Below are 21,649 nucleotides of genomic sequence, written 5' to 3' on the forward strand. Positions count from 1 at the left end.
TTTCGAGGCCCTCACCCAGACCATGGATTGGCCTCGCCGTCATCAAAGCGCAACGCAAATCAGACACACGCCCCGAGCATCGCAACAGCAGGGGCTGTCCGGTATGGGCGACGAGGACGACGCGAAGCAGGTCCGCAGCATCTTCATCTCGGATCTGCATCTGGGGACACGCGGGGCGCAGGCCGATCTCGTCCTGGAGTTCCTGCGCGCCTACGACGCGCCGCAGATCTATCTCGTCGGCGATATCATCGACGGCTGGCGGCTGAAGAGCGGCTGGTATTTCCCGCAGGCGCATAACGACGTGATCCAGAAGCTGCTGCGCAAGGTGCGCAAGGGCTCGAAGCTGATCTACGTCACCGGCAACCACGACGACTTCCTGCGCGATTTCACCGGCCTGCAGTTCGGCGGCATCACGCTGGTCGACGACATCGTCCACGAGACCGCCGACGGCAAGCGCCTGCTCGTCATCCATGGCGACCTGTTCGATCTCGTCGTGCGCAACGCCAAATGGCTCGCCCTGCTGGGTGACTGGGCGTACACGCTGGCGCTCGGACTCAACATGGCGCTGAACAAGGTGCGCCGCTGGCTGCAGCTGCCGCACTGGTCGCTCTCGGCCTGGGCCAAGCACAAGGTCAAGAACGCCGTGAACTATATCGGCGAGTTCGAAACCTGCCTTGCCGCCGAGGCGCGCCGGCACCATGCCGACGGCGTGATCTGCGGCCATATCCACCACGCGGCCCATCGCGAGATCGAAGGGCTGACCTACATCAACACTGGGGACTGGGTCGAAAGCTGCACGGCGTTCGTCGAGCACCATGACGGGCGTTTCGAGCTGATCCGCTGGCCGCAGGACCGGCTGAGGGGCGAGGCCGCCGCGCCGGTCGTCGTGCCGGTGCGCCCGGTCGCCGTGCCGGAACTGGTCGAGGCGGCCCGGAGCAAGCTCGGGCCTTTTGAGCTGGCGCGCATTCTTGGCGTTCGGCCGGAAACGGCTGAACGGAAAGCGCGCTGATGCGCGTCCTCGTCGCCACCGATGCCTGGCGCCCGCAGATCAACGGGGTCGTCCGCTCGCTGGAGCGGATGATCGCGGCGGCGCCGGATTTCGGGGTGACCGCGCAGGCGCTGACACCGGAAGGCTTCCACCAGATCGGCCTGCCGAGCTATCCCGATATCCGCCTGGCGCTGGCGACGCGCCGCGCGCTTGCCGCCCGCATCGCGGAGTTCGCGCCGGATCATATCCATATCGCGACGGAGGGGCCGATCGGCTGGCTGACGCGCGCCGTCTGCCTCGCCCAGAAGCGCCCGTTCACGACGAGCTACCACACCCGCTTTCCGCAATACATCGCCGCCCGCTGGCCGATTCCGGAGAGCTGGAGCTACGGGCTGCTGCGCCGTTTCCATGGTCCCGCCGCAGCCGTGATGGTCTCGACAGCGACGGTGGAAGAGGAACTGCGCCAGCACGGCTTCCAGCAGCTGGTGCGCTGGGGGCGCGGGGTCGATCTCGGCCAGTTCCATCCGCGCCCGCAGAGCCTGCTCGACCTGCCGCGGCCGATCTTCCTCAGTGTCGGACGCGTGGCGGTCGAGAAGAATCTCGACGCCTTCCTCTCGCTGCGCCTACCGGGCAGCAAGGTCGTCGTCGGCGATGGGCCGGCACGGGCCGATCTGCAGCGCGCCTATCCCGAAGCGCATTTCCTCGGCATCAAGGAAGGCGAGGAACTGGCGGGAATCTACGCCTCCTCCGATGTCTTCGTCTTCCCGAGCCTGACCGACACCTTCGGCATCGTGCTGCTGGAAGCTGCGGCAAGCGGACTGCCGGTCGCGGCGTTCCCGGTGCAGGGGCCGCGCGACGTCTTCGCCGGCAGCGACGCTGGCGTGCTGGACGAGGATCTCCGCAGTGCCGCCATGCAGGCGCTGCGAGTACCGCGCGAGATCTGCCTGGAACTCGCCGCCCGCCATAGCTGGGCGCACAGCGCGGCGCAGTTCTACGGGCATATCAAGCGGGTGGCGCAGCAGGCGGGTTATGTACCGCGCGAGGCGGGCGCGGTGTCGCCGTCCAGTTTCACAGCCTTCGCGAACGGGCGTGGCGTGGAACGGCGGGGGCTGTCGCGGCGCCTGCCGGCTTGAGCTGGGCGCGGAAGCCGTCGCGCCGCTCGTGGACCGAGGCGATGACGAGGCCCATCGGCACACCGAGCCCGACCAGCGCCGCCTCCGACAGCTGCAGGCTGGCTTCGATCGTCTCCGGCACGGCATCGTTGACGCCGATCTCGTAGAGATGGCGGGCATGGGCCGCGTCGCGGGCGCGGGCGACGATGACGATGTCGGGCCTCAGGGTGCGGGCGGCTTGGACGATTGCATCGACGGCGCGGGAGCCGTCGATCGTCACGATCAGCGCCGTCGCATCTTCCAGACCGCAGAGGCGCAGGAACTCCGGCTCGGTCGCGTCGCCATAGAAGGCCGGGCGGCCGGCCCGGCGTTGCGTCGTGATCAGCGAGGCATCGGAATCGATGATGATGTGGGACTTGCCGTGCTCGTCCAGCATCGAAGCGACGAGCCGGCCGACGCGCCCGCCGCCGACCACGATGGCGCGCGGCGCATGGTCGTCGGGCGGGAGCACGGAGGCCTCGTCCGGTAGGATGACCGGCCGCGCGAACTTCTGGGCGAGGTTGCGGGCGATCCTGGCCTGCAAGGGCAGCGCGACCATCGTCAGCGAGACGGCGGCGAGAACGATGCTGGTGGCGCTCTGGTCGATCAGTCTCGCACCCGTCGCGGCATTGAGCAGCACGAAGGCGAACTCGCCGCCGGGCGCGACCATGAGCGCGGTTTCGAGCGCGGTCGCCGAGGACAGCCGGAAGCGGCGGGCGAGCGCAAAGGTGATGGCCGCCTTGACCAGAATGAGACCCGCCGACGCGCCGAGAATCGCTCCGGGATGTGCCGCGATCTGCCCCGGGTTCACGCTCATGCCGACGGCGATGAAGAAGACGCCGATCAGCAGCGACTTGAACGGGTCGATGGTGACTTCGATGGCGCGGCGGAATTCCGTCTCGGCGAGCAGCAGCCCGGCGATGAAGGCGCCCAGCCCCATCGAGAGCCCGGCCGTCGCCGCGATCAGGCCGGTGCCGAGCGCGGTGAGCAAGGTCGCCGCCATGAAGCTCTCGGTCGAGCCGGTCGAGGCGACGAGGCGGAAGAGCGGCCGCAGCGCCAGCCGGCCGATGACGATGATGGTGGCGATCGCAGCGAAGGCCTGGATGAACGCCTGCGCGAGGCCCGCGAGCAGGGAACCCGTGCCGTTCTGCGCGTCGAGGACGCTGATCAGGAAGAGCAGAGGGATGACCGCGAGGTCCTGGCAGAGCAGGATCGCGAAGCTGGCGCGGCCGGCCGAGGTCGTCATCCGCTTCTTGGCGGCGAGAAGTTCGACCACCATCGCGGTCGAGGAGAGGGCGAGGCCGAAGCCGATGATGAGGGCGGCCGCCGCCGGCTGGCCGACGGCATAGGCGACGAGCCCGATCGCGGCGGCGCTCAGCCCGACCTGGCCGAGACCGAGGCCGAAGACGAGGCGCCGCATCGTCATCAGGCGCTCGAAGGACAATTCCAGCCCGATGACGAAGAGCAGGAAGGCGACGCCCAACTCGGCCGGCCCGGCCAGGGCTTCCGGACTCGAGATGGTGACCGTGCCGAGAAGCGGAACCTTCGACACGAGGCCGCCCAGTCCGAAGGGGCCGAGAAGGGCGCCGCATGCGACGAAGGCGATGATCGAATTGACCTTGAGGCTCTTGGCGAGAGGCACGATCACGCCCGCCGTCGCGAGCACGACGACGACGTCCCTATAGGCGGAAGGATCGACTGTTCCGGCCAAGGCCTGACCTTACGATTCGAGAAGTGAGGTATGCCGATAATTCTTGCGGTTCGCGGCGGCGCAACACAACCTTGGAATCGCGTCGGCGGAAAGAAATTCGCGTTGCCTGATGAGGCTTTACGCCGGAGGTCTCGATCCGCGTCGACAAAAGCGGTTTCCGGCCCGAGGCAGGATGGGCTAGCGTCCGCCGGTTCGCTCAGAAGGATCGTCCATGCGCTTTTCCGGCACCGAGAACTACGTCGCGACCGAGGATCTGACCGTTGCCGTCAATGCCGCGATCCGGCTTGAGCGTCCGCTGCTGGTCAAGGGCGAGCCCGGTACCGGCAAGACCGTGCTGGCCGAGGAGATCGCCGCCGCGCTCGGCGCGCCGCTCATCACCTGGCACATCAAGTCGACGACCAAGGCTCAGCAGGGCCTCTACGAATATGATGCTGTCAGCCGCCTGCGCGACAGCCAGCTCGGCGATCCCCGCGTGTCCGACATCGCCAACTACATCAAGCGCGGCAAACTGTGGGAGGCTTTCGCCTCGCCCGTCCGGCCCGTGCTGCTGATCGACGAGATCGACAAGGCCGATATCGAGTTTCCCAACGACCTTTTGCTCGAACTCGATCGCATGGAATTCCACGTCTACGAGACCGGCGAGACGATCAAGGCGGCGCAGCGGCCGGTGATGATCATCACCTCCAACAACGAAAAGGAATTGCCGGACGCCTTCCTGCGCCGCTGCTTCTTCCACTACATCCGCTTTCCCGATGCGGAGACGATGCAGCAGATCGTCGAGGTGCATTTCCCCGGCATCAAGAAGCGGCTGATGGAGGAGGCGCTCAGGCTGTTCTTCGAGGTGCGAGAGGTGCCGGGCCTGAAGAAGAAGCCCTCGACCTCCGAACTGCTCGACTGGCTGAAGCTGCTCGTCGCGGAGGATATCGGCCCCGAGGTGCTGCGCGAGCGCGATCCGCGCAAGCTGATCCCGCCGCTGCACGGGGCGCTGCTCAAGAACGAGCAGGACGTCTCGCTGTTCGAGAAGCTCGCCTTCATGGCGCGGCGCGAGAGCCGCTGAGGCCGGCGACGGTTTCGCAGGGCGGGATCGCCGCTGCCAGATCGACCCCCGGCGCGACCGCACGGACAGCCTCGCCGAGGTCGACATCACGCGTCAGCAGGACATAGTCCTGCGTCTCGGATGTCTTCAGATAGCTCGTCATCAGGATCGGCTTGCCCGAGAGGTCGCCGAGCCGGCAGGCCTTTTAGGCCGTCAGGGCCAAGCTGCCGCGATTGCCGCTGTTCTGCGGCCCTACGAACATTTCTTCCCGGAAGGCGCCGATGCGGATGGCGTCGCTCTCGCTCAGCCTGAACACGCTGAAGCGGCGCCCGGGAGCTGTCATGGTCGGCAGCTTCGCGAGCTCGCTCGCTTCACGGAGGGAAGCGATCCGGCTTTCGGACGAAAATCAAAGTTTCGTGTAACGCAACGCCATGCCCGTCGTCGTCGAACTCGATGTCATGCTGGCGCGTCGCAAGATGCGCTCGAAGGAACTCGCCCAGCGCATCGGCCTGACCGAGCAGCAGGTGTCGCAGCTCAAATCGGGAAAGGTGCGCGGCATGCGCTTCGACACGCTGGCGCGCATCTGCGTGGTTCTGCAATGCCAGCCGGGCGATCTGTTGCGCTACGAGCCGGACGCCGAAATCGACGGCGGCTGACCCCTCGCAAATCCTGCACGGCATCGCTAGGTTCTTCCCATGCGACGCCTCATGCTTCTGCGCCACGCCAAGTCGAACTGGCCTACCGGTGTGGCCGACCGCGACCGTCCGCTCGCCACGCGCGGGCATGAAGCCGCGCCCGTGATGGGGCGCTATCTCGCCGATGAACTGCTGCTGCCCGACCTTGTGCTGGTCTCGCCGGCACGGCGGACCGTCGAGACCTGGGAGCTCGTCGTTCCGATGCTGCCGGAAAAACCGCCGATGCATTTCGAGCCCCGCATCTACGAGGCCAAGATGGAGCGGCTGCTGGAAGTGGTGCAGGATATCGAGGGCAATGTCCGGACCCTGCTGATGGTCGGCCACAATCCCGGCTTCGCCGAACTCGCGACGCTGCTCACGGGCCATGGCGACCGATACGCGGCAGCGCGCATGAGCCAGAAATACCCGACCAGCGGCCTCGCGGTGCTCGATTTCGCGGTCGACGACTGGGGCGACGTGGCCGCGCGCGGCGGGCGGCTCGACCGCTTCGTAACGCCGGCTTCGCTCGGCGAAGGGCCCGACGAGTGATGCCGGCGGCGTCGTGAGCGACCTCTCCTATCTCGACAATGCCCGCAACGCGGCGCTGGCTTTCGGAGACAGCCTGCTCGGCCTGGCGCGGCCGCGCCTGCGGATTGGCGTCACCGGCCTGTCGCGCTCGGGCAAGACCGTCTTCACCACGGCGCTGATCCAGAACCTGATCGAGGGGGCGAAGCTGCCGGTGCTGAAGGCGGCCTCGGAAGGCCGGATCGCCCGCGTGCGGCTGGTGCCGCAGCCCGACCCGCAAGTGCCGCGCTTTCCCTACGAGGCCCATCGCGCCGCCATGAACGGGCGGGATCGGCGCTGGCCGGAATCGACGCGGCGCATCGCGGAGCTGCGCGTCGAGATCGACTACGAACGCGCCGCCGGCTGGTTCAAGGGGCCGGCGACGCTGACGCTCGACATCGTAGACTATCCCGGCGAATGGCTGCTCGACCTCGCCCTGATCGGGCAGGACTACAAGAGCTGGTCGGCGCAGGCCGCGGCCGATGCGCGCAAGCCGCACCGGCGCGCGGCCGCCGAAGCCTGGCTCGCCGATCTGGCCAAGCGCGACCCGGGTGGGCCGCCGGACGAACTCGCCGCCGAGGCCGCGAGCGATGTGTTCAAGGACTATCTCGCGCGGTTGCGGGCCGATCCGGAGGCCGTGGCGGTGACGCCGCCCGGGCGCTTCCTGATGCCGGGCGATCTCGAAGGCTCGCCGGCGCTGACCTTTGCGCCGCTCGATCTCGGCCATGACCACGAGCCGCAGCCCGGCACACTCGCCGGGCTGATGGCGGAGCGCTTCGAGGCCTATAAGCGCGTCGTCGTAACCCCCTTCTTCCGCGATCATTTCGCCCGGCTCGACCGGCAGATCGTGCTGGTCGACGTGCTCGCCGCGCTCGACGCCGGCGCCCCGGCGCTGGCCGATCTCGAAACGGCGCTGGGGCAGGCGCTCGCCGCCTTCTCGGTCGGCCGCAATTCCTGGCTGTCGAGCCTGTTCGCGCCGCGCATCGAGCGTGTGCTGTTCGCCGCCACCAAGGCCGACCATATCCACCACAGCAGCCATGACAGGCTCGCGGCGGTGATGTCGCATCTGGTCGGGCGGGCGATGGGGCGGGCGCAGGGTGCGGGCGCGCGCGTCGAGGCGATGGCGCTTGCCGCCGTGCGCGCGACGCATGAGGTGCGGATCAGGCAGGGTCGCGAGGAACTGCCGGCCATCGCCGGCGTGCCGGAAGCCGGCGAGGAGATCGACGGGCAGGTCTTCGACGGCCTCACTGAGGCTGCCATCTTTCCCGGCGATCTGCCGGAGCGGCCGGAGGCGATCTTCGACCAGAAGGCGCATTGGCAGGTCAGGGCACCGCGCTTCAGGCCGCCATTGGTCGAGCCCGACGCAGGCGGGCGATCGAAGCCGCCGCCGCAGATCCGCCTCGACCGTGCGCTGGAGTTCCTGATCGGGGACCGGCTGGCATGAGGAGGTTGCGCCCATGAGCAAGGCACCGCGCGCGATCCTTCTCGGCAACAAGGCCGCGGACGCTGTGGCTGTCGACGATGGAGCCCTTCGCCGCGGCGAGGTCGCGATCCTGCCCGAGAGCGAGCCGATCGATGCCGTCGAGCCGGTGGTGGCGCCCGCTGCCAGGCGCCGCTTCTCATGGGGCACGCTTTTCGTCACCGGTCTCTCGGGCTTCCTGGCGCTGGCGGCCGGCGTCTGGGTCGAGAACACGATTCGGTCGCTGATGAGCCAGAATCCGGCGCTCGGCTATGCGGCTCTGGCCTGTGCCGCCGCTGCCGCGCTGGCGCTCCTCGTCATGCTGGCGCGGGTGCTCCGCGACATTCTGCGCGAGCGGAAGGTCGAAGCCCTGCGCGAGCGCGCGATCCTGGCGCTTGTGGGCGGAACGCCGGACGAGGGCAGGGCGATCGCGGAGGAACTCGTCGGGCTCTACAAAGGCCGCGCGCAGACGGCACAAGGCCGCGCGGCGCTGCAGGAGGCGCTGCCGCAGCTCTTCGCGGCGCGTGACATGCTGACGGTGGCGGAGCGCAGCCTGCTCACGCCGCTCGATGCGATGGCGCAGGCGCAGATCGCGATCGCGGCGCGGCGCGTCTCGCTTGTCACGGCGGTCAGCCCGCGCGCGCTGGTCGATGTCGTCTTCGTACTGGTCGCCTGCGCGCGGCTGTTGCGCTCGATCGCCGGCATCTATGCCGGGCGGCCGGGCACGCTCGGCCTGCTGCGGCTGGCTCGACAGGTCTTGAACCATCTCGTCCTGACCGGCGGCATCGCGGCGGGTGACGCGGTGATCCAGCAGGTGGTGGGGCAGGGGCTCGCCGCGCGGCTTTCGGCCAAGCTCGGCGAAGGCGTCATCAACGGCATGCTGACGGCCCGGATCGGGCTCGCGGCGCTCGAGGTCTGCCGGCCTTTGCCCTTCGTCGAAGCGAGGCCGCCGACGCTGGCCGAAGTCGCGGGCGATCTGGCCTCCTGGCGCGGGAGCAAGGACTCCGACGGCTGAGCCCGGCAGAATCTGCCGGGCCTGGGCGAATCTGCCCGGTCAAGAGTGTCCGAAAACCCTTCGTAAACGATATAACCCTCTGAAATTAAACGAACACTCGCATGGCATGGGCCGTGCAGATCAGGCCTCGAGTTGTGGCAGCCCTTGGGGGGCGGCCGGTCGAGGTGAGGGTTCCATGGGTGTTTTCAGTGCGCTGACGACGGCGGTTTCGGGGATGACGGCGCAGTCCTATGCGCTCGAGAACATCTCCGGAAACATCGCGAATTCGCGGACGACCGGCTACAAGCGCGTCGACACGACCTTCGCCGATCTGGTGCCGGATGCGGCGCTGAACCGGCAAATCGCCGGCTCCGTCGCGGCCTTCAGCCAGGCCACGAACTCGATCCAGGGCGACCTCAACGCCACCCGCATCGACACCAACGTCGCGATCAACGGCGACGGCTTCTTCGTGGTCGACCAGCGGGCGAGCGGCGTCGGCGCGAACACCCAGTTCGCCAACCAGAACCTCTACACCCGCCGCGGCGATTTCGATTTCGACGCCAACGGCTATCTCGTCAACGGCGCGGGCTACTACCTCAAGGGCCTGAAGATCGACCAGGTGACCGGCCAGCTCGTGGGCACCCAGCCCGAGGTGCTGCGCATCACCAAGGAGCAATTCCCGGCCAAGGCGACGACCTCGATCGAGTACCGCGCCAACATCCCGGCCTATCCGAAGACCAACAATGCCGACAGCACGGTTCCGGGCTCGGAACTGCTCAGCCCTGCCGCGTTCCCGGCGAGCAACCCGCTCTCGACCACGCAGGGCGGCACCGGCATCGTCGTCGGCAGCGAGGTGACGAACTTCCTCAGCCGCTCGATCCCGGGCGGCTCGGTCACGGTGTATGACCAGCTTGGCCGGGCGACCAGCGTCGAGCTGCGCTGGGCCAAGACCACCAACGCTTCGGCAGGCCCGCCGGCGACGACCGACACCTGGAACCTGTTCGTCGCCGAGAATACCGGCGCGACCGGCACCGCCGTCGCCTATCGCAACGCCAATGTCAGCGTCACCTTCGGCTCGACCGGGCAGATGACCAACCCGGCCAGCGGCGACATCCCGATCCCGACCATGACGATCGGCGGCACGACGATCACCGGCATCAACCTGACGACGGGCGGCAACGGCCTGACCCAGAACGGCGACGTCAGCGGCCAGATCGACGCCCGCAGCATCCGCCAGGACGGCTACACCGCCGGCACGCTGGATCGCGTCTCCGTCTCAGCGGAAGGGCAGGTCATCGGCACGTTCAGCAACGGCCAGGTGGTGGCGCTGGCCCAGCTCTCGGTGGCGCGCTTCAATGCCGACAATTCGCTCAAGCGGCTCGATGGCGGCGCCTTCGAGGAGACGATCGAATCCGGCCCGCCGATCATCGGCCTCGGCACCTCGCAGCTCGTCGGCGGCAGCGTCGAGCAGTCGAACACCGACATCGCCGACGAATTCTCGAAGATGATCGTCACTCAGCAGGCCTATTCGGCCAACACCAAGGTCATCACCACCGCGCAGGAGATGCTGAGCGCGGTGTTCAACATCATCCGCTGAGCCGTTTCGGCAAGGTCGGCGCGGCCCAGGAGGGCCGCTGCTAGCGACAGGAGTTGGCGATGGGTCTGAGTACCTCCCTCAATACGGCGATCGGCGGACTCAACGCCACGCAGGTCGGCATCGGCGTCGTTTCGCAGAACGTCGCCAATGCGGGGACGACGGGCTATGTCCGGCGGTCGGTCTCGACCAATGACAGCCTGTCCGGGCTAACCATCGGCGTGCAGAACACGCAGGTGCAGCGGCTGCTCGACAAGATCGTCCAGCACCAGCTCTGGCAGGAGTCCTCGGGCGCCGCCTACACCTCGACGCGGGCGAGCGCGATGTCGAACCTCGACAAGCTCTACGGCGCACCTGGCAGCGCGACGGCGCTCGACACGATCTTCAGCAAGTTCACCGGTGCGCTGCAGGCGCTCCAGAACGACCCGTCTTCCTACAGCCTGCGCTCGCAGGTAATCGACAACGCCACGCAGCTCGCGAGGCAGCTCAATACGCTCTCCAACGGCGTGCAGGCACTGCGCAGCCAGGCCGAGAGCGGCATCGCCAACGGCGTCACCAAGGTCAACGACCTGCTCGGCGCGCTGACCAAGGTCAATGCGCGCATCGTCGCGAGCCCCAACGACAGCGCGACCGCCAGCCTGCGCGACCAGCGCGACCTGATCCTGTCCGAGCTGTCGCAATACATCGACATCAAGACCACGGAAGATGCGCGCGGCTCGATCAGCGTCGTCACCGGCTCGGGCACGCAGCTCTTCGACGGCAAGCCGGCCGTCACCTTCAGCTTCGACGAGCATGCCGGGCTCGGGCCCGACGATCAGTGGAACATCGACCCGGCGAAGCGCGGGGTCGGCACGATCACGATGAAGGACGCATCCGGGAATGCCTCGGATGCGATCGCCAACAAGATCTTCCGCTCGGGCGAGATCGCCGCCAACATCGAGCTGCGCGACAAGACGCTGGTGCAGGCGCAGGCCCAGCTCGACGAGATCGCCGCGCAGATGTCGAAGGCGCTCTCGGACCGCGAAATCGCCGGCACGGCCGTGACGGCGGGCGCCGCCTCCGGCTTCGATGTCGATTTGGCAGGTCTGCAATCCGGCAATACGGTCACGCTCGACTACAAGGCGACGCCGGGCGGCCAGACGCAGCGCTTCACCTTCGTCAGGGTCGATTCCGCCGCTTCGCTGCCGCTGCCGGCATCGGCCGGCGGCGATGCCAACAATCGCGTCATCGGCATCGACTTCTCCGGCGGTCCGGCTTCGGTCGCGGCCCAGATCCAGGCCGCGGTGGGTGGCGGCTTCACGGTCTCGAACACGGGCTCCACCCTACGCATCGTCGACGACGGCGCCGCGGGCACGCGCGACGTGCTCGGCCTGACCTCGCGGCCGACGAACACGGCGCTGTCATCGGCCGGCGGAACGCCGGAGCTGCCCTTCTTCGTCGATGGCTCGGCCGGGACGCCCTTCACCGGCTCCTATGAAGGCGGCTCGCAGACCGTCGGCTTCGCGGGGCGGATCGCGATCAACCCGGCGCTCGTGGCCGATCGCTCGCTGCTCACCGTCTACAACACCTCGCCCCCGACGGCACAGGGCGACGCGACCCGGCCCAAGCAGATGCTAGAGCGGCTGACGCAGAGCCAGCGCTCCTTCACCAATGCGGTCGGGCTCGACGGCAACAGCGCGACCTCCAGCACGACGATGGCCAACTTCGTCCAGCGCGTGGTCTCGTCGCAGGGACAGGCGGTCGAGGCGGCCCAGCGCCTCGACGAGGGCCAGCAGGTCGCGCTTGCCTCGATCCAGAGCCGTTTTCAAGCGACCGCGCAGGTCAATGTCGATCAGGAGATGTCCATGCTGATCGAGCTGCAGACCGCCTACGCCGCCAATGCCCGCATCATCTCCACCGTCAAGGAGATGATGGACGTGCTGCTGAGAGTGTGAGCCCGCCATGACCATCACCTCCTATGGAACCGGTGCCTATCGCACAGCCAAGCCCAACGAGTTCGCCTCGACCCGCGCCCAGTTCGACGATCTCCAGCGCCAGCTCGACACGAAGAAGCGCAGCACCAGCTATGGCGACCTCGGCATCGACCGGCGCGTCAGCCTCGACCTGAACGCCAAAGTCTCGACGATCGATTCCTGGCTGAGCGGCATCGAGCTCAGCAATGTGAACGTGAAGCTGCAGACGACATCGGTCGAGAACTTCGCGAAGCTCGCGAGCGAAACCCGCAACGACACGCGCTCCAACAGCTATGTGCCGAGCGCCAGCGGCCGTTCCTCGCCGCAGGTCCTGGCCGAGGAAAAGTTCAAGCAGACGCTCGACCTGCTGAACATCGCGGTCAATGGCCGCTACCTCTTCTCCGGCAAGACCTCCGACACCCAACCGACGGCCGGCTTCGGCGAGATCATGAACGGGGACGGGGCCGGCAAGGCCGGGCTGAAGCAATTGATCGACGAACGCCGGCAGGCCGATCTCGGCTCCGGCCTCGGCCGGCTGACGACGGGCGGCACCGGCGCGACGGCGACCATCGCCGAGGAAGCGACGGTTCATCCCTATGGTTTCAAGATCGCCGGCGCCTCCAGCAGCACGGCCGCGATGACGACGACCTTCAATGCCGGCCCGCCGGCCGATGTCGCGGTCAATGTCGCGTCGCAGCCCGTGGCCGGCGACACGGTGCGGATCAAGCTCAACCTGCCCGACGGGACGCAGGAGGAGGTGGTGCTGACGGCCCGTGCGGCGGGCACCACGGGTTCGGACACCGATTCCTTCGAGATCGGCGCCGATGCGAACGCGACGGCCGCCAATCTGCGCGCCTCGATCGCGGCGGGGCTCGGCAAGGAGGCGAAGACGACGCTTTCGGCCGCTTCCTCACAGGTGGCGGCGCAGGACTTCTTCGCCGGCAGCCTCGGCAACCCGCCGAAGCGTGTTCCGGGACCGCCTTTCGACACCGCGACCTTGCCGCCGACCAATGCCGGCGCGGCGGCCACGACGGTGATCTGGTATCGCGGTGACGATGGGGCAGACCCGGCGCGCAGCACGGCCACGGTGCAGATCGACCAGGGGCAGATCGTCGGCACGGGTGCCCGCGCCAATGAGGAGGCTTTCCGCGTCGGCCTCGCCCAGTTCGCGATCATGTCGGCAGAGAATTACCCGGCCGGCGACACGAATTCGCAGGCGCGTTACGAGGCGATGACATCGCGTGTCAGCGAGAAGCTGGGTTTCGGCGGCAGCACGCAGAAGCCTGCCGAGATCATCACCGAATTCGGCTCGGCCCAGACGGCGCTCGCCAGCGCCAAGGAACGTCACCAGGCCACCAAGGGCTATCTGACCACGACGCTCGAGGGCATCGAGAACGTCACGACGGAAGAGGTCGCGACGCAGATCCTGGCGCTGCAGACGCAGCTGCAGGCGAGCTATCAGGTGACGTCGATGCTCTCGAAGCTGTCGTTGACGAACTTCCTCTGAGCACTGCGCAAGCAGCGCAAATAGCAAACGCCGCCCTTTCGGGGCGGCGTTTTTCGTTGGAACGAGCGATCCCTCAGGCCGGGGCGTTTCAGCGCCCGCGCAGGCCGGCGGCGATGTCGCGGTTGATGTTGATGAGGATTCCGAGACTTTGCGGCTGCGGATCGGACGAAATCCGGAACGTCTGGTTGAAGATGAAATTCGCGAGGCCGAGGATGTTCTGCTTGATGCCGACCGGCAGCGGATTGTCCTCGGCGATCACGGCCGAGACCAGCAACGTCCAGAGGCGGCGATTATAGGTGAGGACCTCGTCCAGCTCCCGCTCGCGCATGCTCCAGTCGTCGGCGACGGCCTGGAGCCGGGTGGCGGCCTTGATCAGGAGGGAGGCTTCGAGCTCGCGAGGCGAAACGACGGATTGAGCTGTCTTGGCAGCGGCGGCGTAGGCGTTAAACCCGTTTTGCATTCTCGATCAATTCCGCTTCGTAGCCGATCAGCTTCTTGGCCGCCTTGAGAGCTTTGTAGAGGTCGTCGCTTAAAATGCGGTTATTGATCTCATGAACATGCGGCAAAGCGCTGGGCGCCGCGGTGATGAAATCGCGCACCAGCTGGAAATAGGTCTCGTGCTGATGCGTCGGGTCCTGAGCCAGATACATCAGCTGGATGGCGAGATAGATCTTCTTGGCCGGGCTGTCCGCGGTCGCGGCCGTGAGGATGTCCTTCTCGCGCAGGATCGGGGCGTCGCCCTCAATGAAGAAGCGCGTGCGCTGCTCGTCGTTGCGGATCACCACCTGGCCGATGATGATCCGTTCGCGCGGTTTGAGCTCGACCTTGAGGGCCATGTCTGTGCTGCCTTCTGGCGAGGGGAGGGCGGCGATCGCGGAAGCGTCAGCCGAAGAGACGCAGGACGCCCTGGTCGGCCTGGTTCGCCAGCGAGAGCGCGGTCTGCGAGAGCTGCTGGCGGGTGTTGAGCGCCAGCAGGCTCGCGCCTTCCTCGTTCGGATCGGCCAGCACCAGGTTGCCCGCGCCGGTGGTCAGCACGTTGGCGAGTTCCTTGGTGAAGTCCTGCCGGGTCTGCGCGACAGAGAGGTTGGAGCCCAGCGTCGAGGCCAGCGACTTCAGCGAGGTCAGCGCGCCGGTGAGGGCCGAGGCAGCCTTGTCCAGGTCATTGTCGTTCTGGAAATTGACCAAGCCGGTGAGCTGGGTGTTGATCGCCTGGCTGATGCCGAGGTTATCAGCGGACAGGGTCGAACCCTGGATGTCGAGCTTGGTCTGGTTCTGGCCGGTCTTCTCGTTGAACTGGATCGAGAGGCGGTCGCCCTGCAGCAGGTTGATGCCGTTGAAGCTCGAATCCTTGGCGAGCTGGTCGATCTGCGTACGCAGATCGTTGTACTGTTGGATGAGGTTGGAACGCACCGCTGAGGTGATGTTCTGGCCCTTGATCGCACCCAAGGCGGTGGCGTCGGCGCCCAGGAAGCCGATGGCGGTGTTGTTCGTGCCGGTGCCGGCGGCGGTGATGGCCGCCGCGTTGGCAGTGGCGATTTCCGCCGGGGTGGGCGCACCCGGAGCGGCGGCGGTCACGCCGACCGAGGCGAAGCCGAACTGGACATCGTCAGAGCCCGCGCCCTTGACGTTGAGCTGGCCCTTCTCGTCGATAAAGGCAGTGGCGACGCCCGACTTGTTGATCTCGTTGACGACGTCGCGAACCGTGGTGTTCGCACCGTCGAACGAGGCCGTGTAGGTCGTCGAGCCGGCCTTGATCGAGATCGCCATCCGCACGCCATCGGCGTCGGTTGGGAGGCCGAGGTCGCCCGAGCTTGTGGCGGTCGCGGCGTCAGCGGTGGCAGCGGTGCCGCCAGCGACGTCGACGAGACGCTTGTCGAGCGCGACATCCTTCAGGCTCTTCGAGGTCACCGCCTGCTCGGCGGCGGTCGCCAGCGCTGTGCCGGCTTTGGTCGGGCGGTTCTGGGCCGCGTCGGCCTGGGCCTGCTTGATCGTCGACTGCAGCGAGCCCACCAGCTTGGTGATGCCGTCGATGCCCTTGGAGGCGGTCTGGATGGTCTGGATGCCGTTCGAGATGCCGTCGAGCAGGCCCGTGAGCTGGCTGGAACGATCGTTCAGCGAGAGCGCGGTGAAGTAGTTCACCGGGTTGTCGATCGCGGAATTGACCTTCTTGCCGGTGGCGAGGCGGTTCTGGATCACGCTCTGCTGCGCCGTGGTCTGCTGGAGCGTCAGCAGGTTGTTGCGAACGCCGCTGGAAAGGATCGTGCTGGCCATCTTCGGTCCCCTGAACGCGCAATTCCGGCGCGATGCAACCTGATTTCAGGGGAGATCATCACTCGTTAAGGATAATAAAAAGTTAATCGCGGGTGCAGATGCAATCGCCTACGCCGAAACGAAAACGGCGGAGCCGTAGCTCCGCCGCTCTTTGACTTCGTCCCGCGTTCTGCGGGTGGATCCGCTTCTGCGGACCGAAGATCAGAACAGACGCAGGACCGCCTGTTCGCTCTGGTTGGAGAGCGATAGAGCCGTCTGCGAGAGCTGCTGACGGGTCTGCAGCGCGAGCAGGCCGGCAGCTTCCGAGTTGGCGTCGACGTTCACCAGGTTCGAGGCACCGGTGCTGAGCACGTCGGCCATGTCCTTGGTGAAGTCCTGACGGGTCTGCGCGACCGAGAGGTTCGCACCGAAGGTCGAGGACAGCGACTTCAGCGAGGTGAGGGCGCCGGTCAGAGACTGCGTGGCGTTCTCGAGATCCGTGTCGTTCTGGAAGTTGACCTGGCCGGCGAGCGTGGTGTTGCCAGCCTTGACGAGGCCGAGGTTGTCGGACGTGACGTCCGAGCCCTGGATGTCAAGCTTGGTCTGGTTCTTGCCGGCCTTCTCGTTGAACTGGATCGAGAGACGGTCGCCCTTCAGCAGGTTGACGCCGTTGAAGCTGGCATCCTTGGCGAGGTCGTCGATCTTGCCGCGCAGGTCGTTGTACTGATCGATCAGGTTCGAACGCACCGCCGAGGTGACGCTCTGACCCTTGATCGCGCCGAGCGTGGTGGCGTCAGCCGCCAGGAAGCCGATGGCGGTGTTGCTGCCGCCGGTGCCGGCAGCGGTGACCGCGGCGTCGTTGGCGGTGGTGATTTCCGAGGGGATCGGAGCGCCCGGCGCGGCGGCGGTCACGGCGGCGGTGCCGAAGCCGAACTCGACGTTGTCGGAGCCGGTGCCCTTGACGTTGAGCTGGCCTTTCTCGTCGACGAAGGCGGTGGCGATGCCCGACTTGTTGATCTCGTTGACGACGTCGCGGACCGTGGCGGTCTTGGCGTCGAACGAGGCGGTGTAGGTCGTCGAGCCGGCCTTGATCGAGATCGCAGCGCGGACGCCGTCGGCGTCGTCGGCAACGCCGAGGTTACCGGCGTAGGTCGCGGTCGCGTCGTTGGCGACGGCGAGGTTGTCGTCGACGATCTTCTTGTCGAGGGCGACGTCCTTCAGGCTCTTCGAGGTCGCGACCTGCTCGGCCGCAGTGGCAATAGCCGTGCCGGCCTTGGTCGGACGGTTCTGGGCAGCGTCCGACTGGGCCTGCTTGATCGTCGACTGGAGCGAGTTCACCAGCTTGGTGATGCCGTCGATGCCCTTGGAAGCGGCCTGGACGGTCTGGATGCCGTTCGAGATGCCGTCTAGCAAACCGGTGAGCTGGCTGGAACGCTGATCGAGCGAAGCGGCGGTGAAGTAGTTGACGGGGTTGTCGACTGCGCTGTTGACCTTCTTGCCGGTCGCCAGCTTGAACTGGGAGGCCTGGGCCTGGGCGGCGGTCGACTGCAGGGACGAGAGAGCGGCGCGAACGCCCGAGGAGATAGAGACGGCCATCTGTGTTTTACCTTCTGGTATGGTGCCTTCTGGCGCCCCGGCCGTTCTGGCCAGGACGGGGCGACCCTGGCGGCCCAGCCGGTAACAACCGGTAAATTTCAGCGGGCGAATTGCAGAGAGGGCCGGCCTTGTAGGGCTATGGTTAAGCGCCCGCTAACGGCTCGCGGTGCCAGGAGAGTCAGGCTTTAGCTCAAACGCAAACCGCCCGCGCAGGGGCGCGGGCGGTGTGTTCAAGAGCGGTAAGGAAGAGGGAAGACGTCAGGCCGTGCGCTCGACCTGATGGCGGGTGTCCTCGGCTTCGCGAGCCCGCTCTGTAAGCTCGCGCGAATAGGCGCGCAGCTTCAGCAGGGTTTCGTCCGGCAATTGCGAGACCGTCTCCCCGGTTTCGCGGTCCTTCTTCTGCAGGACGATCGCGCGGGTCTGCGGGTCGATGATCAACTTGCGCTCGACGGTTTCGTCGACGGTGCGATTGGCGGCGCGCCCGTTCTGATCATTGATCAAGGCGCGGCGCTCCCCGTTCGCGCGGCTCTGCGCATCGCGCGCCTCGGCCCGGACCTCGACATTAACGGCCGCTCCGGCGGATGCCGACTGGACGGTCTTCTCGGGCGGGAGATCGACGGCGACGCTGCCCGGCTGGGCGGTGACGTCGGAACGGGTGACGGCCGGCGCGCCGGGCGCGGCCACGATCCGGGGTGCGTTGCCAAATTCCACAGCCACTCCTTCTGGAGCTTTCACGGCACCGTCGCGCCGCGTTCGTCGATCGCCGGTAACAGGACAGACCTGCCCGACGATGAAAACATGACAGAAAAGATTGAATCCGCCGTTAGGAAGTTAGGTAAATATTGAGGGTTTCCGACGCAGCCGCGCCGGAAAGTATCGTGGAGAGCCGGGCTGGGGGAGGCTGGCTACAGGCGCCGCGAGACGACGAGCGGGCCGGAATTCGGACGGGCGAAGGCGCCGGCGCCGACCGAGGCCGCGGGGCCGTAGCCGTTGGCGCGCATCGGCTTGTTGGCGTCGGCTGCCAGGTCGCGGATGACGGATTCGGAGACGGCGCGGGCCGTCGCGAGCACGATCTGGTTGGTTTCGATCAGGCCCTGGAAGGCGAGGTGGGCTTCCTTCAGGCGCTTCACCTGATCGGGCACGAAGCGGGCGAGTGCGACCGCATTGAGCTTCACCTGCTCGACGCCGCGCATATAGATGCCGGCGAGTTCGGTCTTGCGCGGCTCACGGCTCATCGCCTCCGGCAGGCGGCCGGCCCGGACGAGCTCGGTCTCCTCGCCGACGAGATGCGACAGGGAACCCAGCGCCTCGAGCACGGCCTCGACCAGCGCGCGGGCGCTCAGCGCATCGGCGACGCGCGGCCTCTCATCCAGGATCAACTTAGCCGCCGACATTCTGTGCCCCGCCGGCAGCCTTTTCCTGCAGGCTGATCAGGTCGCGCATGATCTGGTCGGACAGGCCGATGCCGCCGGCCTTCTGGATCTGCTTGGCGTATTGCTGGCTGAGCTGCGAGCGCCAGATGCCGCCGCCCGTGCCGTTTTCGCCGAGCGGACCTTCGGTGCCGTCGCTGGCAGTCAGGCGGTCGGTCATCTGTTCGAGAAACATTGTCTCGAAGTCGTCGGCCTGCTTCTTCGCCTTGGCCTTGGCTGGATCGAGCGCATCGGCGATGCCGCTGGCGACCTTGCCGGCGATACCGAGGGCGAGGTTGGCGGCGGGAAGCGCGAGGGCAGCAGTCATCACATCACCTCGATTTCGGCCTGCAGCGCACCTGCCGACTTGATGGCCTGGAGAATGGAGATTAGGTCGCGCGGGCCGATGCCCAGCGCGTTGAGCCCGTCGACGAGCTCGGCCAGCGTCACGCTTTCCTTGACGAGGGCGAGCTTGTTGCCGCCGCCGGTATCGACCTTGACGCTGGTCTGCGGCGTCACCACCGTCCGGCCACGGGCGAATTCGTTGGGCTGCGAGACTTGCGGCGTCTCGCTGATGGTGACGGTCAGGTTGCCCTGCGCCACCGCGACAGTGGAGACGCGGACATCCTTGCCCATCACGATGATGCCTGAGCGCTCGTCGATGACGATGCGGGCGAGCTGGTCGGGCTCGATGCGCAGTTGCTCGATATCGGTCAGCAGCCGGATCATGTTGCCCTTGAAGCGCGGCGGGATCTGGAGGACCACGGTCGAGGGGTCGGTCGGCTCGGCCGAGTCGCCGCCGACGAAGTCGTTGATCGCGGCGGCCATGCGGCGGGCCGTGGTGAGGTCCGGGTTGCGCAGCGAGAGGCGCAGCGTCGAGAGCTTGTTCAGGGCGAAATCGATCTCGCGCTCGACCACGCCGCCATTGGCGATGCGGCCGACGGTCGGCACGCCGCGGGTTATCTTGGTGGCGTCGCCCTCGGCCGAGAAGCCCGAGATCGCCACGGGCCCCTGCGAGACGGCGTAGACCTCGCCATCGGCGCCGAGCAGCGGTGTGACCAGCAACGTGCCGCCCTGCAGCGACTTGGAGTCGCCCATCGCCGAAACGGTGACGTCGACGCGGGTGCCCTGCGTCGAGAAGGGCGGCAGGTTGGCGGTGACCATCACGGCGGCGACGTTGGCGGTGCGCATGTTGGCGCCGCGCGTGTTGACGCCGAGGCGCTCCAGCATCGCCTGCAGCGACTGCTTGGTGAAAGGCGTGTTGTTCAGCGTGTCGCCCGTGCCGTTGAGGCCGACGACGATGCCGTAACCGAGCAACTGGTTGGTGCGCACGCCCTCGACCGCGGCGAGATCCTTGATCCGAGACAGCCCGAACACCGGCTGTGCCGACAGGCCGACTGCCACGGCCAGCAGGGCGGCCAGCGGCTTCAGCAGCGTCGTCAGGGCGGAGTTGCGGAACATGCTTCGGCACCAGGGGACAGGTTCAAGTCCACCGTCCCTTGCGAGCCGCGTGCCATTCGGGTCAAAATTGAAAAGCCTTGTTTGTCAGTCATTTGGAGTTTTGCAGCATCCTCGGGGCAGGCTTTCGCGGGCTGCGCTTCCTGCCGGGGCGGCAGTTTCTGCCGGGTTATTTACCGGCTGTTAACCATGCCGAGCGAGGCTTGGGCTACTCTCACACAAGGCCGCCATGATCAGGATCGACCAGCGCGCGCCGGTCTCGAATGCCGGCCCGGCCAGTTCCGCGAGGCGCTCGAGCGGCGCCTCCTTCGCGCTTCCGACAGAGGATTCGGCCACCGCGACCCGCAGTGCCGGCGTCGGCGCGACCGGGCCGCTCGATACTTTGCTGGCCGTGCAGGCGCAGGAGGATCCGCAGGAGCGCAAGCGCCGGCAGGCTCGCCGCGGGAACGATCTGCTCGACGGGCTCGACCGGCTCAAGGCGGCGCTGCTCGCCGGCCGCGTGCTACCCTCCGAACTCGATCGCCTGCGCACGACGCTGGCGCTGCGGCGCGAGACGACCGACGATCCGCGCCTCGACGAGGTGCTGGCCCATATCGAGCTGCGCGCCGCCGTCGAGCTGGCGAAGCTGAAGCGGTAATGGCGTCATGCTCGGGCTTGACCCGAGCATCTCGGAAACCAGCATTCGCCGTCACGAGATTCTCGGGTCTGCGCTTCGCTTCGCCCGAGAATGACGCTTAAGCAAATGTTGGCTCAGCGAATGAACTGGTCGACATACTCCGCGCCGAGCCCGTTCTGCGCGTAGTGGGCACGGCATTTGTCGATGCGGGTGAAGACATCATCGTAGCCGAGGCATTTGCCGTCCGGGTCGACATAGATCATCGCGCCATTGACCTGGAACATGGTGATCATCTCTTCGACATCGGGATCGACCACCAGCGTATGCGTCTCGCCCGGCGCCTCGTAGACATACGAGCCCTCGGTCGCGATCCAGTCATGCTCCAGGTAGCGCCACTTGCCCTTCAGCACATAGCCATGGACCGGCAGCGGATGGCGATGGCGCGAGAGCACGCCGGCGCGCCGGACCTTGAGCAGATTCATCCAGTAGCCGCGCGAAACACACAGGAGCAGCGGGCGGAACCAGACATTGTCGTCGACCGGCACCCAGACGCGCTCGTCGGTCGGGATGACGTTGGGGACGATCAGCTCTGGCGGAGATTCCTTCGGCTGCGGGTGGCGATAGGGCGTCCAGCGCTCTTCCTGCGTGGCTGCGACGGGTATCGGGCTCGTCGTGTTCATGGCGTCTCTC

23 protein-coding genes are annotated in these 21,649 nt (G+C 66.9%); 11 read left to right on the top strand and 12 right to left on the bottom strand.

The genetic code is table 11. The annotated features are described in order from the left end of the window. The first annotated feature begins 103 nt into the window (after positions 1-103). Entirely contained in the window at positions 104-1,009 is a 906-nt protein-coding gene (locus AC2FAN_RS18160) for a UDP-2,3-diacylglucosamine diphosphatase (protein ID WP_265054031.1), read from the top strand. After that, positions 1,009-2,121 (top strand): glycosyltransferase family 4 protein, encoded by a 1,113-nt coding sequence (locus AC2FAN_RS18165; RefSeq protein ID WP_320109562.1) that lies wholly within the window; start codon positions 1,009-1,011, stop codon positions 2,119-2,121. The genes AC2FAN_RS18160 and AC2FAN_RS18165 overlap by 1 nt, the downstream gene beginning before the upstream one ends. Here the strand turns inward: AC2FAN_RS18165 and AC2FAN_RS18170 are convergent. Continuing rightward, positions 2,057-3,850: a cation:proton antiporter domain-containing protein gene (locus AC2FAN_RS18170; RefSeq protein ID WP_265054030.1), complete on the bottom strand. Its 1,794-nt coding sequence runs from the start codon at positions 3,848-3,850 to the stop codon at positions 2,057-2,059. The two genes, AC2FAN_RS18165 and AC2FAN_RS18170, sit on opposite strands and share 65 nt — an antisense overlap. 211 nt (positions 3,851-4,061) lie before the next feature. Here AC2FAN_RS18170 and AC2FAN_RS18175 point away from each other — a divergent pair, with 211 nt between their 5' ends. Next, entirely contained in the window at positions 4,062-4,907 is an 846-nt protein-coding gene (locus tag AC2FAN_RS18175; RefSeq protein WP_265054029.1) for an AAA family ATPase, read from the top strand. On the opposite strand, the gene AC2FAN_RS18180 is transcribed toward AC2FAN_RS18175, so the two are convergent. After that, the gene (locus tag AC2FAN_RS18180) at positions 4,882-5,049 is read right to left on the bottom strand and encodes a hypothetical protein (RefSeq protein WP_485175812.1); all 168 of its coding nucleotides are present in this window, start codon (positions 5,047-5,049) and stop codon (positions 4,882-4,884) included. The genes AC2FAN_RS18175 and AC2FAN_RS18180 overlap by 26 nt on opposite strands. Before the next feature lie 42 nt (positions 5,050-5,091). Then, positions 5,092-5,229, bottom strand: a complete 138-nt coding sequence (locus AC2FAN_RS18185) for a hypothetical protein (RefSeq protein WP_485175813.1) — start codon at positions 5,227-5,229, stop codon at positions 5,092-5,094. Between the two features lie 88 nt (positions 5,230-5,317). Between AC2FAN_RS18185 and AC2FAN_RS18190 the strand changes: the two genes are divergently transcribed. The 7 genes from AC2FAN_RS18190 to AC2FAN_RS18220 all read left to right on the top strand — a co-directional run bounded on the left by AC2FAN_RS18190 (position 5,318) and on the right by AC2FAN_RS18220 (position 13,630). After that, complete coding sequence (locus AC2FAN_RS18190; protein ID WP_485175814.1) at positions 5,318-5,542, top strand: helix-turn-helix domain-containing protein; 225 nt, start codon at positions 5,318-5,320, stop codon at positions 5,540-5,542. Positions 5,543-5,581: 39 nt separating this feature from the next. Further along, complete coding sequence (locus AC2FAN_RS18195; RefSeq protein WP_485175815.1) at positions 5,582-6,109, top strand: SixA phosphatase family protein; 528 nt, start codon at positions 5,582-5,584, stop codon at positions 6,107-6,109. A gap of 13 nt (positions 6,110-6,122) precedes the next feature. Next, positions 6,123-7,568 (top strand): YcjX family GTP-binding protein, encoded by a 1,446-nt coding sequence (locus AC2FAN_RS18200; protein WP_485175816.1) that lies wholly within the window; start codon positions 6,123-6,125, stop codon positions 7,566-7,568. Positions 7,569-7,581: 13 nt separating this feature from the next. Then, positions 7,582-8,598, top strand: coding sequence for a YcjF family protein (locus AC2FAN_RS18205; protein ID WP_485175817.1), 1,017 nt, complete (start codon positions 7,582-7,584; stop codon positions 8,596-8,598). A 175-nt stretch (positions 8,599-8,773) separates the two neighbouring features. Next, positions 8,774-10,174 carry a flagellar hook protein FlgE gene (locus AC2FAN_RS18210; RefSeq protein WP_265054024.1) on the top strand — a complete coding sequence of 467 codons (1,401 nt, stop codon included), beginning with the start codon at positions 8,774-8,776 and terminating at the stop codon, positions 10,172-10,174. 59 nt (positions 10,175-10,233) lie between these two features. Beyond that, entirely contained in the window at positions 10,234-12,105 is a 1,872-nt protein-coding gene (flgK, locus tag AC2FAN_RS18215) for a flagellar hook-associated protein FlgK (protein ID WP_485175818.1), read from the top strand. 7 nt (positions 12,106-12,112) lie between these two features. After that, positions 12,113-13,630, top strand: a complete 1,518-nt coding sequence (locus AC2FAN_RS18220; protein WP_485175819.1) for a flagellin — start codon at positions 12,113-12,115, stop codon at positions 13,628-13,630. Between the two features lie 88 nt (positions 13,631-13,718). On the opposite strand, the gene flaF is transcribed toward AC2FAN_RS18220, so the two are convergent. The 8 genes from flaF to AC2FAN_RS18260 all read right to left on the bottom strand — a co-directional run bounded on the left by flaF (position 13,719) and on the right by AC2FAN_RS18260 (position 20,346). After that, positions 13,719-14,090, bottom strand: coding sequence for a flagellar biosynthesis regulator FlaF (gene flaF / locus AC2FAN_RS18225; protein ID WP_265054021.1), 372 nt, complete (start codon positions 14,088-14,090; stop codon positions 13,719-13,721). Next, positions 14,074-14,466 carry a flagellar biosynthesis repressor FlbT gene (gene flbT / locus AC2FAN_RS18230; RefSeq protein WP_476804818.1) on the bottom strand — a complete coding sequence of 131 codons (393 nt, stop codon included), beginning with the start codon at positions 14,464-14,466 and terminating at the stop codon, positions 14,074-14,076. Before flbT ends, flaF begins: the two co-directional genes overlap by 17 nt. A 46-nt stretch (positions 14,467-14,512) precedes the next feature. After that, entirely contained in the window at positions 14,513-15,901 is a 1,389-nt protein-coding gene (locus AC2FAN_RS18235) for a flagellin N-terminal helical domain-containing protein (protein WP_485175820.1), read from the bottom strand. Positions 15,902-16,102: 201 nt separating this feature from the next. Then, positions 16,103-17,476 carry a flagellin N-terminal helical domain-containing protein gene (locus AC2FAN_RS18240; protein WP_476804816.1) on the bottom strand — a complete coding sequence of 458 codons (1,374 nt, stop codon included), beginning with the start codon at positions 17,474-17,476 and terminating at the stop codon, positions 16,103-16,105. A 258-nt stretch (positions 17,477-17,734) separates the two neighbouring features. After that, the gene (locus AC2FAN_RS18245; RefSeq protein ID WP_265054017.1) at positions 17,735-18,187 is read right to left on the bottom strand and encodes a hypothetical protein; all 453 of its coding nucleotides are present in this window, start codon (positions 18,185-18,187) and stop codon (positions 17,735-17,737) included. Positions 18,188-18,381: 194 nt separating this feature from the next. Further along, positions 18,382-18,870 (bottom strand): hypothetical protein, encoded by a 489-nt coding sequence (locus AC2FAN_RS18250; RefSeq protein WP_485175821.1) that lies wholly within the window; start codon positions 18,868-18,870, stop codon positions 18,382-18,384. Then, complete coding sequence (locus AC2FAN_RS18255; protein ID WP_265054015.1) at positions 18,857-19,213, bottom strand: rod-binding protein; 357 nt, start codon at positions 19,211-19,213, stop codon at positions 18,857-18,859. Before AC2FAN_RS18255 ends, AC2FAN_RS18250 begins: the two co-directional genes overlap by 14 nt. After that, positions 19,213-20,346, bottom strand: coding sequence for a flagellar basal body P-ring protein FlgI (locus AC2FAN_RS18260; protein WP_265054014.1), 1,134 nt, complete (start codon positions 20,344-20,346; stop codon positions 19,213-19,215). Before AC2FAN_RS18260 ends, AC2FAN_RS18255 begins: the two co-directional genes overlap by 1 nt. 226 nt (positions 20,347-20,572) lie before the next feature. On the opposite strand from AC2FAN_RS18260, the gene AC2FAN_RS18265 reads away from it, so the two are divergent. Further along, the gene (locus AC2FAN_RS18265; protein ID WP_485175822.1) at positions 20,573-20,980 is read left to right on the top strand and encodes a flagellar assembly protein FliX; all 408 of its coding nucleotides are present in this window, start codon (positions 20,573-20,575) and stop codon (positions 20,978-20,980) included. Between the two features lie 113 nt (positions 20,981-21,093). Here AC2FAN_RS18265 and AC2FAN_RS18270 read toward each other — a convergent pair whose 3' ends face one another. After that, on the bottom strand, positions 21,094-21,639 hold the full coding sequence (locus tag AC2FAN_RS18270) for a 2,4'-dihydroxyacetophenone dioxygenase family protein (RefSeq protein WP_485175823.1): 546 nt from the start codon (positions 21,637-21,639) through the stop codon (positions 21,094-21,096). Positions 21,640-21,649 lie beyond the last annotated feature (10 nt).

The sequence above is a fragment of the Allobosea sp. RIT-PG3_2 genome (genome assembly GCF_057321085.1).

What these genes read in the sequence shown, in the direction of transcription:
- AC2FAN_RS18160 (WP_265054031.1), top strand. Translation starts at nt 104, where the DNA reads ATGGGCGACGAGGACGACGCGAAGCAGGTCCGCAGCATCTTCATCTCG.
- AC2FAN_RS18165 (WP_320109562.1), top strand. Translation starts at nt 1,009, where the DNA reads ATGCGCGTCCTCGTCGCCACCGATGCCTGGCGCCCGCAGATCAACGGG.
- AC2FAN_RS18175 (WP_265054029.1), top strand. Translation starts at nt 4,062, where the DNA reads ATGCGCTTTTCCGGCACCGAGAACTACGTCGCGACCGAGGATCTGACC.
- AC2FAN_RS18180 (WP_485175812.1), bottom strand. Translation starts at nt 5,049, where the DNA reads ATGACGAGCTATCTGAAGACATCCGAGACGCAGGACTATGTCCTGCTG.
- AC2FAN_RS18185 (WP_485175813.1), bottom strand. Translation starts at nt 5,229, where the DNA reads ATGACAGCTCCCGGGCGCCGCTTCAGCGTGTTCAGGCTGAGCGAGAGC.
- AC2FAN_RS18190 (WP_485175814.1), top strand. Translation starts at nt 5,318, where the DNA reads ATGCCCGTCGTCGTCGAACTCGATGTCATGCTGGCGCGTCGCAAGATG.
- AC2FAN_RS18195 (WP_485175815.1), top strand. Translation starts at nt 5,582, where the DNA reads ATGCGACGCCTCATGCTTCTGCGCCACGCCAAGTCGAACTGGCCTACC.
- AC2FAN_RS18205 (WP_485175817.1), top strand. Translation starts at nt 7,582, where the DNA reads ATGAGCAAGGCACCGCGCGCGATCCTTCTCGGCAACAAGGCCGCGGAC.
- AC2FAN_RS18210 (WP_265054024.1), top strand. Translation starts at nt 8,774, where the DNA reads ATGGGTGTTTTCAGTGCGCTGACGACGGCGGTTTCGGGGATGACGGCG.
- flgK (WP_485175818.1), top strand. Translation starts at nt 10,234, where the DNA reads ATGGGTCTGAGTACCTCCCTCAATACGGCGATCGGCGGACTCAACGCC.
- AC2FAN_RS18220 (WP_485175819.1), top strand. Translation starts at nt 12,113, where the DNA reads ATGACCATCACCTCCTATGGAACCGGTGCCTATCGCACAGCCAAGCCC.
- flaF (WP_265054021.1), bottom strand. Translation starts at nt 14,090, where the DNA reads ATGCAAAACGGGTTTAACGCCTACGCCGCCGCTGCCAAGACAGCTCAA.
- flbT (WP_476804818.1), bottom strand. Translation starts at nt 14,466, where the DNA reads ATGGCCCTCAAGGTCGAGCTCAAACCGCGCGAACGGATCATCATCGGC.
- AC2FAN_RS18235 (WP_485175820.1), bottom strand. Translation starts at nt 15,901, where the DNA reads ATGGCCAGCACGATCCTTTCCAGCGGCGTTCGCAACAACCTGCTGACG.
- AC2FAN_RS18240 (WP_476804816.1), bottom strand. Translation starts at nt 17,476, where the DNA reads ATGGCCGTCTCTATCTCCTCGGGCGTTCGCGCCGCTCTCTCGTCCCTG.
- AC2FAN_RS18250 (WP_485175821.1), bottom strand. Translation starts at nt 18,870, where the DNA reads ATGTCGGCGGCTAAGTTGATCCTGGATGAGAGGCCGCGCGTCGCCGAT.
- AC2FAN_RS18255 (WP_265054015.1), bottom strand. Translation starts at nt 19,213, where the DNA reads ATGACTGCTGCCCTCGCGCTTCCCGCCGCCAACCTCGCCCTCGGTATC.
- AC2FAN_RS18260 (WP_265054014.1), bottom strand. Translation starts at nt 20,346, where the DNA reads ATGTTCCGCAACTCCGCCCTGACGACGCTGCTGAAGCCGCTGGCCGCC.
- AC2FAN_RS18265 (WP_485175822.1), top strand. Translation starts at nt 20,573, where the DNA reads ATGATCAGGATCGACCAGCGCGCGCCGGTCTCGAATGCCGGCCCGGCC.
- AC2FAN_RS18270 (WP_485175823.1), bottom strand. Translation starts at nt 21,639, where the DNA reads ATGAACACGACGAGCCCGATACCCGTCGCAGCCACGCAGGAAGAGCGC.